The following is a 15451-nucleotide window of genomic DNA, read 5'->3' on the forward strand; positions in this document are numbered from 1 at the left end:
TGGCCAACAGACGGTCGGCAAATTGGAGGAGTTCAGGATCGGGCTTGGCCCGTTTGGTACTTTTTGCAGCGGTCATAATGACTCCAGGGGAGCGGCAGTGTGATGCCAAATGACCGTTTACACAAAGCTAATTACACCCTCTCGCAGCTGACCACCCACCCCGTCAATTTGATAACACTAACGCGCTTAGTCAGTAAACCGCATTGAAAGGTCAATAGCTTTGACATCTTTGGTCAGGCTACCCATGGATATATAGTCAACACCTGTTTTTGCGATGGCCCGCATGTTGTGCCTGCCTATGTTGCCCGATGCTTCCAGCTTGGCTCTGCCTGCATTGAGACTGACAGCTGTATGCATATCTTCCATGCTGAAATTGTCCAGCATGATGATATCCGCTCCGGAAGTAACAGCATTTTCAAGCTCACGGAGGTTCTCGACCTCTACTTCCACAGGCGCTTCAGGAGCGATGCAGCGTGCGGACAGAATGGCGGCAGTTATGCCCCCGGCAGCCATGATGTGGTTTTCTTTAATCAAAAATGCATCAAATAGGCCTAGCCGATGGTTGCGCCCGCCGCCTATACTCACTGCATATTTCTGGGCAATGCGCAGGCCTGGAATCGTTTTCCGGGTGTCAAGCAACTGGCAGCGGGTGCCATCCAAAAGGCCAACAAGATCACGGACTTTTGTAGCTGTTCCGGATAAGGTCTGAAGGAAATTGAGGGCGGGCCGTTCCCCGCTCAGCAATGATCTGGCGGGGCCGTGCAAGTAAAGAAAAGGGCTGTCCGGTTGAACCAGATCGCCTTCGTCATTACGCCACTCAAGTTGGACAGACGGATCCAAGGCCTGAAAAAGAGCATTGACCCATGGTTTGCCGGCGATGATCATGGGCTCACGGCTGATGACGCGAGCGTGACCGGACTGATTTGCCGGGATCAGTCGGGCGGTGATGTCTCCAGCTCCAATATCCTCTTCCAGTGCGAAGCGGACGTTGAGTTCAATGGCATGGTTCAGCAGGTCATTAGGAATCATGGCGGATGCATCATGGCTCAGGAAAAATGCAATTATAGGCTTCTGCAACAATTAAAAGAATATTGGGTCTCTAACCGGAACGGTTTGGCCTTCATGGCTTAGGGGCATGAAACAATTCAGGCATGTTGTCGTGCCGATCAAGAAGAAATGAGTACCAGTATGTCACAAGAATTCAGTAAGCCTGGAAAGGCGCCCGGAGCAGTCCAAGGGAAGTTGCCCCTTGCTATTGAAAGTGTGCGGGCGCAGGCGCAATCCCGGGTGGAGGTTTTGATTGGGGAGATGTTGGGGCGTGTTGAAGGGATCGTCTTTGAATGGTGTCAGGGTGTAGGTTCATCTGAACAGCAGCACTTCATGGATATCATTATTGAGGTCCGTCGTTCAAAGGAACAGATGGCGGCTGATTTCTTGCGGGCTTTTGGCGGCAGCTTTCTGGCTCTGCCCCAGCAAAAGAAAGGCGACAAGGAAAAAGCTGACAAAGCCGGATTCGGGAAAGTTGATTTTGCTTCATTAAGCTTGGTGGCCTCCGATGACATGGATGTCAAGGTTGCAATTGACGGCATGGTTGCCAAAAGTCGGGCCGGTTGCGGCAATGCCTTGGCCTTGCTGCGCGCGCGCTTTCAGCATGTGATGCCTGAGATTAGCTTGGATGATCAGGGTTTTCCGCTTGACCCGGGAGCGATAACCGAGCACTTCGGTAACATTCTCAAGAATTTGGCATTGACCACTGATCAGAAAGTTCTTGTTCTCAAGATATTTCAGCAGGAGTTGCTGTCCAAATGGCCGGCCCTGTTGGATGACGCCAACCAGTCCTTGATCAATGCCGGGATTCTGCCCGACCTGAAAGTGACTTATGCGGCTCCAAAGCCGGGTGATGATTCAGGTCGTCAGGAAAAGAAAGAAGAAAAGAAGCTGGATACTGAAGATATCTTTGCTTTCATGAAAGATGTTTCGAACATCAGCAAGACAGCGGTTGCGGGGGCAGTCGGTGGTATTGCAGGCGTTCCGGGAGCTCCGGCTGGAGCTGGAGTGTCCGGCGCAACGTATCATGGTGGAGAGTATGTCGGTGGTGGAGGCGTCGGTGCCTTGTCGGCTTCTGCTGTTGGCGGCAGTGTGGCGGCTGTGCCGATTGTCCCTGAAAATATTGCAGCTACCGCTCATGTTCAGGCATTGGCTACCGAGCAATTGGTTGGTCTGTTGTCGAAGCTGCAGGAAATCCAGCCCCGGAACAAACTCTCCGACGATGACACTTCGCCGTCAGTGAGTGAGGTCCGTCAGGGCATCCGCAAGAACCTGCGCTCTGATGAGAAAACCGTTGAGGCGGTCAGGCAGGCGGATGAAGATGTCATCAATCTGGTCTCCATGTTGTTTGACTTCATTCTGGATGATGATGACCTGCCGACGGCAATGAAAGCGCTGCTGGGGCGGCTGCAAATTCCTTTGTTGAAAGTCGCAATCATCGACAAGACCTTTTTTAATGTTGAAAATCATACCGCCAGGCAATTACTGAATCTTTTGGCAAAGGCTGGCATTGGCTGGAACCAGAAGGATCCCGGCGGGGATGCACTGTATTCGAAAATTGAAGAAGTGGTTTTCAGGATTCTCAATGAGTTTATTGCTGATATCACGCTGTTTGATGATCTGCTGAAAGACTTCAGTGACTTTTATGATCAGCAGCAAAAGCGCTCGGACGCCATTGATAAACGGACCCGCGAAGCGGAAGAGGGCCGTGCGCGGGCGGATATGGCGCGCGCCATGGTGCAGCAACTGCTGAATCGACGCCTGACCGGGCGACAGTTGCCGATGGTTGTTGTGAAGTTGCTTCAGGAAGGTTGGAAGCATGTGCTTTACATCAACTGCCTGAAGGACGGCACCGAGTCGGAGGCTTGGAAGCAGGCAGTGAAGGTCGTGGACGCCATTGTCTGGAGTGTGATTCCCCAGCCAGGTCCGGAATGGATTGCTCGGCTGAAAAATGTTTCCCCAAAATTGATCAACAGTTTGAAAAAGGGGCTGGCTGCCGTCAATTACGATGCACTGGCCACTGATTCGCTGTTGCGTGAATTGTCCAATGTGCACATGGAGTTGATGGGTGGTCATGAAATGGCCACGGTTACAGTGCTGGATGCCGAATCGGCCCGAACTGAAGGCCCCTCTGAGGGCATGATTTCCGCGGATCAAATGGGCAAGACCGGTCAGCTGAATGTGGCTGCCGTGGTGTTGCCTGGCGACACAGTGTCTCCGTCCATGGTGGAGTCTTTGCCCAGTGACGACATGAATGTGCTCAAGGTTAACCAGTTGAACGTCGGAAGTTGGGTAGAGTTTGTCCAGACCGATCGTCGTGATCGTCATAAACTGGTTGCCCGTATCCGCTCTGTTGACAAGTTGATCTTCGCCAATCGCCGTGGCATCAAAGTCGCAGAAATGAGCTCCATGAAACTGGCTGTAGACATGAGCCAAGGGCGTGCACGGATTATTGAAGAGGCGCAAGTCCTGGACAGGGCGCTGGAGTCAGTGATTGGCAACTTGCGGCAATTGAATGAGCAGCAAGGAAAGCAGGGCGCCTGAGCGTGATGTCCATTGATGGGGATGGTTGGCTGACTACGGCCCGCCGTCAGCCCTCACCTAATTTCAATGAAAGACCGGCCGGTTGTGATATTTCACTGGTGGTCGTCCACAATATCAGTCTGCCACCGGGGGAGTTCGGTGGCCCCTTCATCGAAGACTTCTTCACAAACCGGCTGGACACGGCAAGACACCCGTATTTTGAAACCATTTCGGGTTTACAGGTGTCAGCACACCTGTTGATTCGCAGGGATGGTGAGCTGGTTCAGTTTGTGCCCTTTGGGTTACGTGCTTGGCATGCCGGAAAGTCATCTTATGGCGGGCGTGAAAATTGCAATGATTATTCAGTGGGTATTGAGCTGGAAGGGACAGATGTGCTGCCATACGAGGCCGTACAATATGAACGCTTGGCGGAAGTCATCTGTACCTTGCAGGTTCGCTATCCTGCGATTGAGCGCCATATTACCGGTCATTCGCAAATTGCCCCCGAACGCAAGACAGACCCCGGCGATGCCTTTGACTGGGTGTTGCTTAATGTCAGAATGGCAGTTTCGTCCCGGAAGGATGCGTCAAACCAGGGCTAAAGGAGTTGCATCGTGAGTGTGTTGTTGGTAGTGGTGCTGATGTTGCTGGTTCTGGCTGGCCGGGAGTTGGTCACGCCGGCGATAAAGCGGATGGTGTCGCAACCCATGCGCTTGGGTGTGGATGCTTTGCTTCGTATTGGTGAGGCTTCGCGGCAACCGGGAGTATTGGTGCTGGCATTGGTCTCTATCGGACCGATATTGCCCGTCTTGCTGCTTTTGCACGCGTTTTCCGGAGGCGGTGTTGAAGCCTTCTGGAGCTTCCTGTTGACCTTGGCCATTACCCTGCCGGTATTCATGGACCGGCGACTGCCCTCGGTGCTGGAGAACAGCCGCAAGCAGTGGCTTGATTCCGTGACCCTGGATAACATGAAGGAAAGGTTGGCGCAGTCCCGCTCGGAACTGTTGATCACCACGCTGCAGGAGTTATTTTCGCCGTTGTTCTGGCTGATTTTCCTCGGGCCAGCGGCTTCGCTCTTTTATTACCTGGTTCGTTGTTGTGACGAGCAGATCATTGCGCCGGAAACGGGGAAATTCGCCCGTAAGCTGCGCTTCTGGCTGGACTGGTTGCCTTCACGAGCTTTGGCGATTTCATTCGCGCTGGCAGGGGACTTCCTGTCGGTTTGGCAGTATCTGCAACTTTCACTCACGGAGCGCCGCTCCAGTATTGCCTCCTTTATCGCCGAGGCGGGGCAATTGGCAGAGCACAGTTTGATGAACCAGAGTCTGGAAACGCCGATTGACATGGTGCGGCAACTGGCGCATATCGATTCGCTGTGTCAGCGAGTGTTGGGTCTGTGGGTGGTGGTGATGGTGTTGCACGCGGTCTTGCCCTGAATTCCGGCATGGATTGTTGTCGGTCATGATGCCGGTCTCGTTGCGTTGCAGCATGACCACAGGTATAAACACTGCATTCATGATTACAAGGAACCGGGCATGGCCAGCATCCGCTTTTACAATGACAGTGATCCTGTCGAAACCGAGGAATGGCTGGATGCCTTTGCCTCACTGGTGGAAAGGGAGGGGGCCGACCGGGCCCGCTTCATTCTCCAGACACTGAGTTCCCAGGCACAACGCTTTGGAGTCAGTCTTTCCCGTCTCAATTCCCCTTATCTGAATACCATTCCTGTTGAGGAGGAGTTGCCGTTGCCTGGCGATCCTTACTTGGAGCGCCGCCTGCGCTCCCTGATCCGCTGGAACGCCCTGGCGATGGTGATGCGCGCCAACGACAATGAAGATGAGCTGGGCGGGCATATTGCAACCTTTGCCTCCAGCGCCACGCTTTATGATGTGGGCTTCAACCATTTCTTCCGCGCGCCCAATGACCGCTTTGGCGGTGATCTCATTTATTACCAAGGCCACTCCGCACCTGGCATTTATGCCCGTTCCTTTCTGGAAGGCCGTATCAACGAAGAGCAGTTGCAGGCATTTCGTCGTGAAGTGAATGGCAAGGGACTTTCCAGTTATCCGCACCCATGGCTGATGCCGGACTATTGGCAATTTCCAACGGTTTCCATGGGGCTGGGTCCCATCCAGGCCATTTATCAGGCGCATGTGATGCAATACCTGATCAATCGGGAGTTAATGCCCGATGAAGGCCGCAAGGTGTGGGCGTTCCTCGGCGATGGCGAGATGGACGAACCGGAGTCTCTGGGTGCGATTGCTCTGGCGGGACGGGAAAAGCTCGATAACCTGATCTTCGTCATTAACTGCAACCTGCAGCGCTTGGACGGGCCTGTTCGTGGGAATGGCAAGATTATCCAGGAGCTGGAATCTGTTTTCCGTGGCGCGGGCTGGAACGTGATCAAGGTGGTGTGGGGCCGGAAGTGGGATCCGTTGCTGGCGCGCGATGCCAATGGCGTCCTGCGGCATCGCATGGAGGAGTGTGTCGACGGCGAATACCAGGCATTCAAAACTCATGGCGGGGCCTATACGCGTGAGCACTTCTTCGGGCTGTATCCTGAGTTGAGGGAGATGGTGGCTTCACTTTCGGATGAGGATATCTATAACCTCAATCGCGGCGGGCACGACCCCTATAAAGTCTATGCCGCCTATGCGCGGGCGATGTCGCACAAGGGGCAGCCCACGGTTATCCTGGCCAAGACCGTCAAGGGCTATGGTACGGGAGCGGCGCAGGGCGTCAACAAATCCCACCAGATGAAGAAGTTGGACTTGGCGTCACTGAAAGGGTTCCGGGACCGTTTCGACATGCCGTTTTCGGACGAGGAGCTGGTCAAAATCCCGTTTTATCGCCCCGCCGACAATAGTCAGGAACTGCGCTACCTTCATGAGCGCCGCCAGCAGCTGGGCGGATACCTGCCGGTCCGTCGTCCCGGCACCACGACGTTGACGGTCCCCGAGTTGGATATATTCGCTCCTGTGCTGCAGGGCTCGGAACGCCCCATCTCCACCACCATGGCTTTTGTGCGGTTATTGAATGTCCTTGTGAAATTGCCCGAATTGGGCGAGCGGGTGGTGCCGATTGTGCCCGATGAAGCGCGGACCTTCGGCATGGAGGGCATGTTCCGGCAGTTGGGTATTTATTCCCATGTGGGCCAGCTTTATACCCCGGAAGATTCTGAACAGATGATGTTCTACAAGGAGGACAAAAAGGGCCGGATTCTGGAGGAGGGCATCAACGAAGCCGGGGCCATGAGCGCCTGGATGGCGGCGGGCACTTCCTACAGCATGCATGATTTGCCGATGCTGCCGTTCTACATTTTCTATTCGATGTTCGGTTTCCAGCGTATAGGTGATCTGGCTTGGGCAGCTGGGGATATCCAGGCCCAGGGTTTCCTGATCGGCGCCACCAGCGGCCGCACCACGTTAAACGGTGAAGGCTTGCAGCATCAGGACGGGCATTCGCACTTGCTGGCCAGCACCATTCCCAATTGCGTGGCTTATGACCCCTGTTACGCCTATGAGTTGGCGGTGGTGGTGCAGGATGGCTTGCGCCGCATGTACCAGCAAAAAGAGCGTGTCTTCTATTACCTGACGACGATGAACGAGAACTACCCCCATCCGCCGATGCCGGCGGGTGCGGAGGAAGGGATTCGGCGCGGCTTGTACCTGCTGAAACCGGCAACCCAAGGACACAGCCACGAAGTGCAGCTCTTGGGTTCGGGGGTCATCCTGCGTGAAGCGGAGGCGGCCGCCGAGTTGTTGTTCAATGTCTACGGCATCCGTGCGTCGGTGTGGAGCGTCACCAGTTTCAATGAGCTGCGCAAGGAGGCCTTGGCCTGCGAGCATTGGAATCATCTCCACCCGCTGGAAGAGCCGCGTGTGCCTTGGGTGACCCGTCAATTGCGCGGTGTGAAGGGGGCGATTGTCGCCGCCAGTGACTACATGCGCATTGTTGCCGAGCAGATCCGGCCGTTCCTGCCGTCGGGCATGCCCTATATCACCTTGGGCACCGATGGTTTTGGTCGTTCGGACAGTCGCGAGCAACTGCGCACCCACTTCCAGGTAAACCGTTATTTCATTGCCATTGCCGCCCTGAATGCGCTGGCGGATGACGGCGTGGTGGGGAGAACGCTTGTGCAGGACGCGATTGAGCGGTTCGGCATTGATCCTGAAAAACCTTTTGCGCCGATGATCTGACCGGGAGATTCCGTTATGTTGCAAGTCGTAAAAGCACCGGACCCGGGCAGTGACAAGGCCGAGGTGATTGAGATTCTGGTCAGCCCGGGGCAAAAAGTGACCAAGGAAATGCCGTTGGCGGTTCTGGAATCGGCCAAGGCGACCATGGAGATTCCCTGTCCGGTGGACGGAGTGGTGGTCGAGGTCCTGATCAAGGTTGGCGACAAGGTGGCTGAAGGTGTGCCGTTACTGAGTGTGGAGACGGAGGCAGTTACGCCATTAGCGTCTTCACCGGTAACCCAACCGGCGGTGGTTCCTGCCATGTCGGTCGCGCAGCCAGCGCCTTCGATTCCCGTCACCACCACGGTTGTCTCTCTTTCTGCTCAGCCCGTCAAGACACCGGATATCGGCTCTGAGTCTGCTGAAGTCATTGAGTTATTGGTGAGGCCGGGACAGACCATCTCGGTCGACACCCCGATTGCTGTGCTGGAATCGGCCAAGGCCAGTATGGAAGTACCATCCTCTCTGGCGGGGGTGGTGAAAGAGATTGTGGTCAAGGTGGGAGACAAGGTCGGTGAGGGTGCTGTGTTGTTGCTGGTGGAAGGGACGGCGGCCTCGTCGCCGTTGTTCCTGCCGGCGGATGATGAGGTTCCGGCTGCCACGGTTGTGGCGCCGGCCGTGTCTGCCCCTGTACCGCCAAATCAACCATCGTCCGTTCCGGTTACAACGGCTTCCGTTCACTCCGGCCCTGCCGTTCGGCGGTTGTCGCGGGAGCTGGGGGTCGATTTGGGAAAGGTGACTCCAACCGGCCCCAAGGGCCGTATCCTCAAGGAGGATGTCTTCGCTTGGGTGAAGCAGTCCCTGACGACGCCGCCCGTGGTGGCTCCCTTTGTTGCGGCGGATGTGGTTGGAAGCGGTTTGCCGCCCTTGCCGGAGATCGACTTTTCCCGTTGGGGGCCGGTTGATGTGCAGCCGTTGTCCCGTATTCAGGCATTATCTGCCAAGAACCTGCATCGCGCATGGCTACATATTCCCCATGTCACGCAGTTTGATGAAGCCGATATCACCGAGCTGGAAGCCTTTCGCAAAGACCGCAAGGACGATTTGAAGAGGCAGGGCGTCAACCTGACGGTACTGGCATTCCTGGTCAAAGCCTGCGCCCGGTTGCTGGAAGAGTTTCCCCGCTTTAATGCTTCGCTGGCGACTGATGGCCAGAGCCTGATACTCAAGCAATATGTGCACGTCGGGGTGGCGGTGGATACACCGAACGGCTTGGTGGTGCCGGTGATCCGGGATGCCAACCGCAAGTCAGTCAAGGATATTGCCGTGGAGATGGGCATGTTGTCGGTCAAGGCGCGGGACAAGAAACTGGCCCCCGCCGACATGCAAGGCGGCTGCTTCAGCATTTCCTCTTTGGGTGGCATTGGCGGCACGGCGTTCACTCCGATTGTCAATTGGCCGGAAGTGGCCATCCTCGGGGTTTCCCGCGCCGCCCTGAAACCGGTTTGGGATGGACGCGAGTTCCAGCCGCGCTTGATGCTGCCGCTTTCTCTGTCCTATGATCATCGTGTGATTGACGGTGCTGACGCCGCCCGTTTTACGACCCGCTTGGCGCAGGTGCTTTCGGATATCCGGATTTTATTGTTGTAAGGGAGAAACGGCATGCACTGGAAAGTATGGTCGGGTCTGGTGATGCTGGCGCTGTCAGGATGCTCCATGTTTCAAGGTTCGGGTGCGGATGGTGCCGGTAGCAGGGTGATGACGATCACAAAACCCATGGTGACCTATGGGGCTATGCCCCCGGTGACACAGGTTTCCGGGGGAGACCGTTCATTTGTGATTGAGTCCGGTCAGCCGACAATTTCCGGCATGTCGGGTTCACGACCGATGGTCATTCCCGCCATGCTGGAAAATACCCGCTGGGAAATGCGCATGGTGTCCGGGACGGCGGTTGTCTCATCCTTGAAAGGTAAAGAGCCCTTTGTCAAATTCCAGCAGGGTCGGCTGGAAGGTTTTAGCGGCTGCAACCTCTTCAACGGTCGTTACAAGCGCGATATCAACAACCTGATCCGCGTGCTGGAGGTCCGGGGATCGGTGTTGAAGTGCGAGGGTATGGAGGTGCAGGAGAAAGCACTGGTTAAGTCCCTGATGCATGTGCGGACATGGGCACTTACTCCGCAGCAATCCTTGCAGTTCAAGGATGCTGCCGGCGGTGTCCTAGCGGTATTTGAGGCGGTTTATCCCAAGCAGTGACGAGTCACTGTCGTTGCCACAACACTTCTGTACCGCCTTTTTCACGGGCCAGGGTTCGGGCCAGCACAAACAGGTAGTCCGATAGCCGGTTCAGGTATTGCAGGCCCAGCGGGGAGAGGGTTTCGGCTTGCGCCAGCGATTGCACGCGCCGCTCGGCCCGGCGGCAGATGGTGCGCGCCACATGAGCCTGGCTGGCGGCCTTGCTGCCTCCGGGAAGGATAAAGTCTTTCAGCGGCGGCAAATGCTCGTTCAAGGCATCAATACCGTTTTCCAGTCGGGTGATGCCTTCTTCCTTGATCAGACTGTAGCCTGGAATGCAGAGCTCCCCGCCCAGATCAAACAATTCATGTTGCACCCGAGACAGCAGGGTTTGCGCCGCATGTTCGGCGGGTAATTCGGCGCGCAGCAGTCCGACAAAACTGTTCAGTTCATCCACGGTGCCATAGGCTTCAACTCGTAACGAGTCTTTGGGGGTGCGACTGCCGTCGCCCAGCCCTGTGGTGCCGTCATCGCCGGTGCGGGTATAGATTTTGGAAAGGCGGTGTCCCATGGGGTCATCCTCATAAAAAGGCCGTATTGCAACGGCCTGTAAAATAGCGCGTTCCGTGACCGGTTAGAAGGTCACATTGGCGCTCAGGGAAGCCGAGCGGGGCTTGGACAGGTAACGGACATTGGTGCCGAAGTGTGCTGTTCCATACGTTTTGTCCAGCAGGTTTTCCAAGGAGGCTCTGACCGTTAACTGAGGCATCAGCTTCCACGAGGAGTTCAGGTTGACGGTGGCGTAGCCGGGCAGATTTCCGCCGAAGTCCTGAGTGCGGCTCTTGGCCAAGGTTTCCAGCGTCACATCCCAATTATCCTGACGGAAGCCGGTTTGCACCGTCAGGCTGCGTCTGGGGCGGCGATCCAGCTTGGTTTGAGTCGTTCCATCAATAGCCTTGATGTAATTGCCCTGTACACCCAGCAGCCAGCCGGACTGCTGCCAGCTGCTGCCAATCTCCAGGCCTTCCAGTTGCGCTTCATTCAGGTTGATCAATTGCGTAAACGTCTGGTTGAAGACGATCAGGTCTTCCACCTTGGTCTTGAACAGGGCCAGGTGTGTTGAGACCGAGCCCGCCTCGATATGGCTGCCCAGCTCTACCGAGGTTGACTGTTCCGGCTTCAGGGCGGGGTTTCCGCCAAACCCATACAGGTTGTTGAAGTCCGGCGCCCGGAAGGCCGTACCGGCATTCAGGTAAACACTGACCTGTGGTGTCAGTTGGTATCCGGCGGCCAGATTGCCTGTGTCATGGTCGCCAAAGGTGTCGTGACGATCCCTACGCGCCCCGGCCTGCAGGGATAAAGCCCCCCACAGGCTTTGCTGCTGCAGGAAGAGAGCCTTGTTATCGAGTTGCTTTTGATAGGTCTGGTCATAGACCGTGTCCACTTTCTCCAGTGTCAGGCCCGCCATCAGTGTCTGGCCGTCTGCCCAGCCGACAGTATTTTGCCAGTCGGCTTGATGCCGTTCGGTGCGGGCCTGGTTGTTGTTCTGGTTCTGGTCGATTTCGTCGCGCATCAGGCTCAGGCGCAGGCGGCTGTTCCAGTGGTCAGCGATGTCGGCGGCGGCGCCCAAAGCGAAGACTTCATTCAGAAAGTCCTGATCCAGCGGCGCAAGATTCCAGGTGTTGACGTACTCGGTGGTGCCTTCGTTATGGCGCGCTTGCAAGTCGAAAACCACGGAGCCAGCGTCATAGCGCAACATCGTACTGCCGTTGCGGTTCTGGTAGCCGCGATCCATAGCAAGTCCTTCCACGAACGCATAGCCGTTCGTTCGGGTCTGCCCAAGGTCCAGGCGGCCCGAGATGTCACCATTGCGGAAGGTCTGGCCGGCATCCACGTTCAACTGATTGTCGGAACCGGCCGAGAGGGCGAGACGGGTAGCTGTTTTATCCGGGGTGCGGGTAATGATGTTGATGACGCCGCCAATGGCGTCGGAACCGTAAAGTACGGACATCGGACCCTTGACCACTTCAATGCGCTCAACGTCATTCAGCGCGAGGCTTTGAATGCTGGCCTGGCTGCTGGTTGCGGAGTTGATGCGGACGCCGTCAATCAGCACCAGCGTATGGTTGGAGTTGGTGCCGCGGGTGAAAAGGGAGGTTTGCTGGCCCAGTCCGCCGGAACGAATGATTTCAATACCGTTGGTGTTGAAACGCAGGATGTCCCCGAGGTCCTGGCCTTGATAACGATCCAGCGTCTGGCGGTCAATGACATGCACGCTGGCCAGTGTCTGGCTGATGGCTTGGGGAAGCCGGGTGGCGGTGACGATTTGTCTGGGTAAAACGGTTTCAGCAATAACAGGCAACGACGAACAGGCAGCCACGAAGGCCGCCAACAAAGTGGGCTTGAACATGATAGCTCCAGCTGTTTGGATCCCCGCAAACAGGGTGATAGTCAATCGGGATGATTGACGCTCTTGCCTTCAGGCCGGTCTCCGGGCTTGCATGCCGGCCCTGTGGGGGCCGTGCGGTTCGCCTTCCCATCCCGACTCAGGGGACAGTGGCAAATGAACCGCACATACATGTTTACCGTTGCGGGGGCAGCACTGGTATTTCACCAGTTTCCCGTTCGTGAACGTTGGGCGCAAACGAACCGTACGATCGTACGGACACCTGCAGGCAGGCGGCATGGTAGGTCTTTTGGGGGAAGGGTGCAACAAAAATGCTACATGGCCAGCCGGAACGGAGTCCGGCTGGATGATAGGCGGGATTAAAAATTGAGGTTGAGTTGAGCGCCGAACAGGTGCGCCACGCCGCTGTATTCCGCGGAATAGCTCAGACCTGAGCTGTTGGAAACATTGACGATGGCCTTGTCTTCGCGGATGAGTTCGTAGGCGATATCCATGGACAAATTCTTTGACAGGGCATACCCCACGCCCAGCGTCAGGAAATCACGGTCGGCGCTGGGCACCCGCACGCTGCGATAGGCGCCGTTGATCGGGGTTTCATCATGGCCGATGCCGCCGCGCAACACGAGAGTGTCACTCATTTTCCATTCGGCGCCGACACTGTACAGCCAGGAATCATGCCACTCCAGTTCTTCAATGACGGTTGCCAAGGCGGCCGGTGCGCCGGAGTTATGGATCACCAGTTCCTTGATGACGCCCCAGCGGGTAAGCATGGCGGTGGCGTGAACGGTCGTATCCTGACTCATCTTATGGGTCAGCGAGAGGTCGAAAGAGTCCGGCATGGAGATTTCAAGCGAGCCGGGATAACTGCCGTTGCCGCCGGGAATGACGGTGGGCAGGTTGGTGACGGTGGTGGTTCCGGAAAGGGTGTAGTCGGTCTGGCTGTGGTAGGTCAGCCCGAGACGGGTGGCCTCATCCAGAGACCAGAGAACCCCGGCATTGAAGTTGACGGCAGTGTCATCGCCCTTGACCATGGACATGGCGCCGGGGGCCAGCGGAGACACGGCCCGCGACAGGGTGCCTTCAATTTTGCTGAATGCCACGCCCAGTCCTACCGAGAGGTCCGGGCTGATCTGGTAGCTGCCTGTCGGCTGGATGGCAATGACCTTGACCTTGCTCTTGTCACCAAAATAACGACCCTGGAAGCTGTCTTCATAGTTGGTGGCCAGGCCGAAGGGGGCGTACAGGCCGAAACCGGCGGTGAAGCTGTCGCTGAAGCGATGCGTGGCGAAATTGCTGCCGACGAAGGTCAGCGGCACCATGTCGCCGTTATTGGTGCCGGTATTCGGGAAGCCGCCGGTAGGGGTGATATCGGCCGGGGCGTTGATCATGGTGACGTTGCCGCTGATCTGTGTGCCTTCCAGCAGCGCCATGCCTGCCGGATTGCCGTAGACGGTAGTCGCGTCGGAGGCCGTGGAGGCGCGGCCGGCCAAGGCTGTACCCAGGCTCTTGATGCTTTGTTCGTTAAGGGCGAAACCGGCGGCGAGCGAAACACCGGGCGCGGCGAGGATGGCCAGGGCCAATAGTGAGCGCGTCTTATTCATCATTGTTATCCTTGTTATTATGGAAGTATCACTCAAATACATCACAAGTAACGCGAAAAGACAAATCTACGTTGATGCATTTTTGTGAGGACGGTGCATTCCGGGCACCGTCACGTCTCATTCGGCGGCACCTTTCACGGTGTCTTCCCCTTCCAGGCGGACACGCGGACGCAGCCACAGGAACAGGGCGATGGCGGGCAAGACCGCCAGCGCCGAGAACAGGAAAAAGCCGGTGTACTGTAATGCTCCCACCATGAAGCCGGACAATCCGCCAATCAATTTGCCGGGAAGGGTCACCAGCGAACTGAATAGCGCGTATTGCGTGGCGGTATAGCGCCGGTTCACCAACGCCGAAAGCCAGGCAACAGCTGCCGTACCCAGAAAGCCTCCGGCCAGGTTTTCAATGCTGATGACCAATGTGAAAATGGTCAGGTCGCCGGGATGCAGCGCCAGCAGCAGGAAGAGCAGGTTGCTGGCACCGCCGATGATGATGCCCGCCAGCAGAGTGCGTTCAATGCCGAACTTGACTACACAGCCGCCGCCCAGGAAGGCACCGGCAATGCCGATCCAGACGCCGAATATCTTGGTGACGGCCCCGATCTGGGTTTTGGTGAAGCCGCTGTCGAGATAGAAAGGCATGGCCATGACCCCCAGCATTTGGTCGGAGATCTTGAACAGGCCGATAAACAACAGCAGGCCGATACCGATGACGCCGCGATAACGCAGGAAGAAATCCTTGAACGGGCCGATGACGCCGTCACGGATGGCGGCGGCCAGTGTGGGTGCGTCCGATGGCCGGTGTTCCGGTTCGCGGGAGAGCAGCGTGGCCAGCATCACAGCCAACAGCAGGCCAGCCATGGACAGGTAAACCACGGTCCAGGCCACGTGGTCGGCCAGGATCAGCGCCAGTGCACCCGATGCCAGCAGCGCCAGCCGGTAGCCCAGGGTGTAGGTTGCTGCGAGTGCTCCCTGCGCCTCTTGCGGGGCGATTTCAATACGGTAGGCATCCACCACCACATCCTGGGTTGCTCCTGCAAAGGCGGCGGCGAAAATCAGCAGAATGAACGGTGTCAAGGCGCCGGGCGTAATCAGGGCCATGCCGATCAGGCTGGCGAACAGGGTCAGTTGCGCAGCCAGCAGCCATCCCCTGCGCTGGCCCAGACGGGAAAACAGCGGTAGTCGCAGCCGGTCAACTGCCGGGGACCACAGGAACTTGAAGGAATAGGTGAGCGTGGCGTAACTGATCAGGCCGATGGTCTCCAGAGAGACGCCGCTTTCCTTCAGCCAGGCGGACAGCGTGCCGCCCACCAGGAGGAAGGGTAAGCCGGACGTGAAGCCGAAGAAGAACATCGTCAGAGCCGACGGCTGGGCGAACGCCGCGCGCAGGGAAACGGGAGAGTGGCTGGACATGGCGGTTGGTTTAACAAATGACAAACCGCTGAGGTTAATGCAAAAGCAGAGCT

The 15451-nt window shown here is 56.8% G+C and carries 11 protein-coding genes and 1 riboswitch; of the genes, 6 read left to right on the plus strand and 5 right to left on the minus strand.

Annotated elements, in window-relative coordinates:
* Window positions 1–186 precede the first annotated feature (186 nt).
* Window positions 187–1029, minus strand: coding sequence for a carboxylating nicotinate-nucleotide diphosphorylase (nadC, locus tag Q7T36_RS09470; protein ID WP_304847190.1), 843 nt, complete (start codon window positions 1027–1029; stop codon window positions 187–189).
* Between the two features lie 159 nt (window positions 1030–1188).
* Here nadC and Q7T36_RS09475 point away from each other — a divergent pair, with 159 nt between their 5' ends.
* From Q7T36_RS09475 to Q7T36_RS09500, 6 genes are all read left to right on the plus strand, one after another.
* The gene (locus tag Q7T36_RS09475) at window positions 1189–3591 is read left to right on the plus strand and encodes a DUF1631 domain-containing protein (RefSeq protein ID WP_304847192.1); all 2403 of its coding nucleotides are present in this window, start codon (window positions 1189–1191) and stop codon (window positions 3589–3591) included.
* Between the two features lie 5 nt (window positions 3592–3596).
* Entirely contained in the window at window positions 3597–4172 is a 576-nt protein-coding gene (ampD, locus tag Q7T36_RS09480) for a 1,6-anhydro-N-acetylmuramyl-L-alanine amidase AmpD (RefSeq protein WP_304847701.1), read from the plus strand.
* Between the two features lie 12 nt (window positions 4173–4184).
* Entirely contained in the window at window positions 4185–5006 is an 822-nt protein-coding gene (gene ampE, locus Q7T36_RS09485; RefSeq protein WP_304847195.1) for a regulatory signaling modulator protein AmpE, read from the plus strand.
* 108 nt (window positions 5007–5114) lie between these two features.
* On the plus strand, window positions 5115–7769 hold the full coding sequence (aceE, locus tag Q7T36_RS09490) for a pyruvate dehydrogenase (acetyl-transferring), homodimeric type (RefSeq protein WP_304847704.1): 2655 nt from the start codon (window positions 5115–5117) through the stop codon (window positions 7767–7769).
* A gap of 15 nt (window positions 7770–7784) precedes the next feature.
* Complete coding sequence (aceF, locus tag Q7T36_RS09495; protein ID WP_304847198.1) at window positions 7785–9398, plus strand: dihydrolipoyllysine-residue acetyltransferase; 1614 nt, start codon at window positions 7785–7787, stop codon at window positions 9396–9398.
* A gap of 12 nt (window positions 9399–9410) precedes the next feature.
* Window positions 9411–10001 carry an META domain-containing protein gene (locus Q7T36_RS09500; protein WP_304847201.1) on the plus strand — a complete coding sequence of 197 codons (591 nt, stop codon included), beginning with the start codon at window positions 9411–9413 and terminating at the stop codon, window positions 9999–10001.
* A gap of 4 nt (window positions 10002–10005) precedes the next feature.
* On the opposite strand, the gene Q7T36_RS09505 is transcribed toward Q7T36_RS09500, so the two are convergent.
* From Q7T36_RS09505 to Q7T36_RS09520, 4 genes are all read right to left on the minus strand, one after another.
* Entirely contained in the window at window positions 10006–10551 is a 546-nt protein-coding gene (locus Q7T36_RS09505; RefSeq protein ID WP_304847204.1) for a cob(I)yrinic acid a,c-diamide adenosyltransferase, read from the minus strand.
* A gap of 63 nt (window positions 10552–10614) precedes the next feature.
* Window positions 10615–12390, minus strand: a complete 1776-nt coding sequence (locus Q7T36_RS09510; protein ID WP_304847207.1) for a TonB-dependent receptor domain-containing protein — start codon at window positions 12388–12390, stop codon at window positions 10615–10617.
* A 54-nt stretch (window positions 12391–12444) separates the two neighbouring features.
* Window positions 12445–12649, minus strand: a riboswitch (cobalamin riboswitch).
* A gap of 97 nt (window positions 12650–12746) precedes the next feature.
* On the minus strand, window positions 12747–13988 hold the full coding sequence (locus Q7T36_RS09515; RefSeq protein ID WP_304847210.1) for an OmpP1/FadL family transporter: 1242 nt from the start codon (window positions 13986–13988) through the stop codon (window positions 12747–12749).
* 117 nt (window positions 13989–14105) lie between these two features.
* Window positions 14106–15398, minus strand: a complete 1293-nt coding sequence (locus Q7T36_RS09520) for an MFS transporter (protein WP_304847213.1) — start codon at window positions 15396–15398, stop codon at window positions 14106–14108.
* Window positions 15399–15451 lie beyond the last annotated feature (53 nt).

This window comes from Fluviicoccus sp., from assembly GCF_030646115.1.
In the GTDB taxonomy this organism is placed as follows: Bacteria; Pseudomonadota; Gammaproteobacteria; order Pseudomonadales; family Moraxellaceae; genus Fluviicoccus.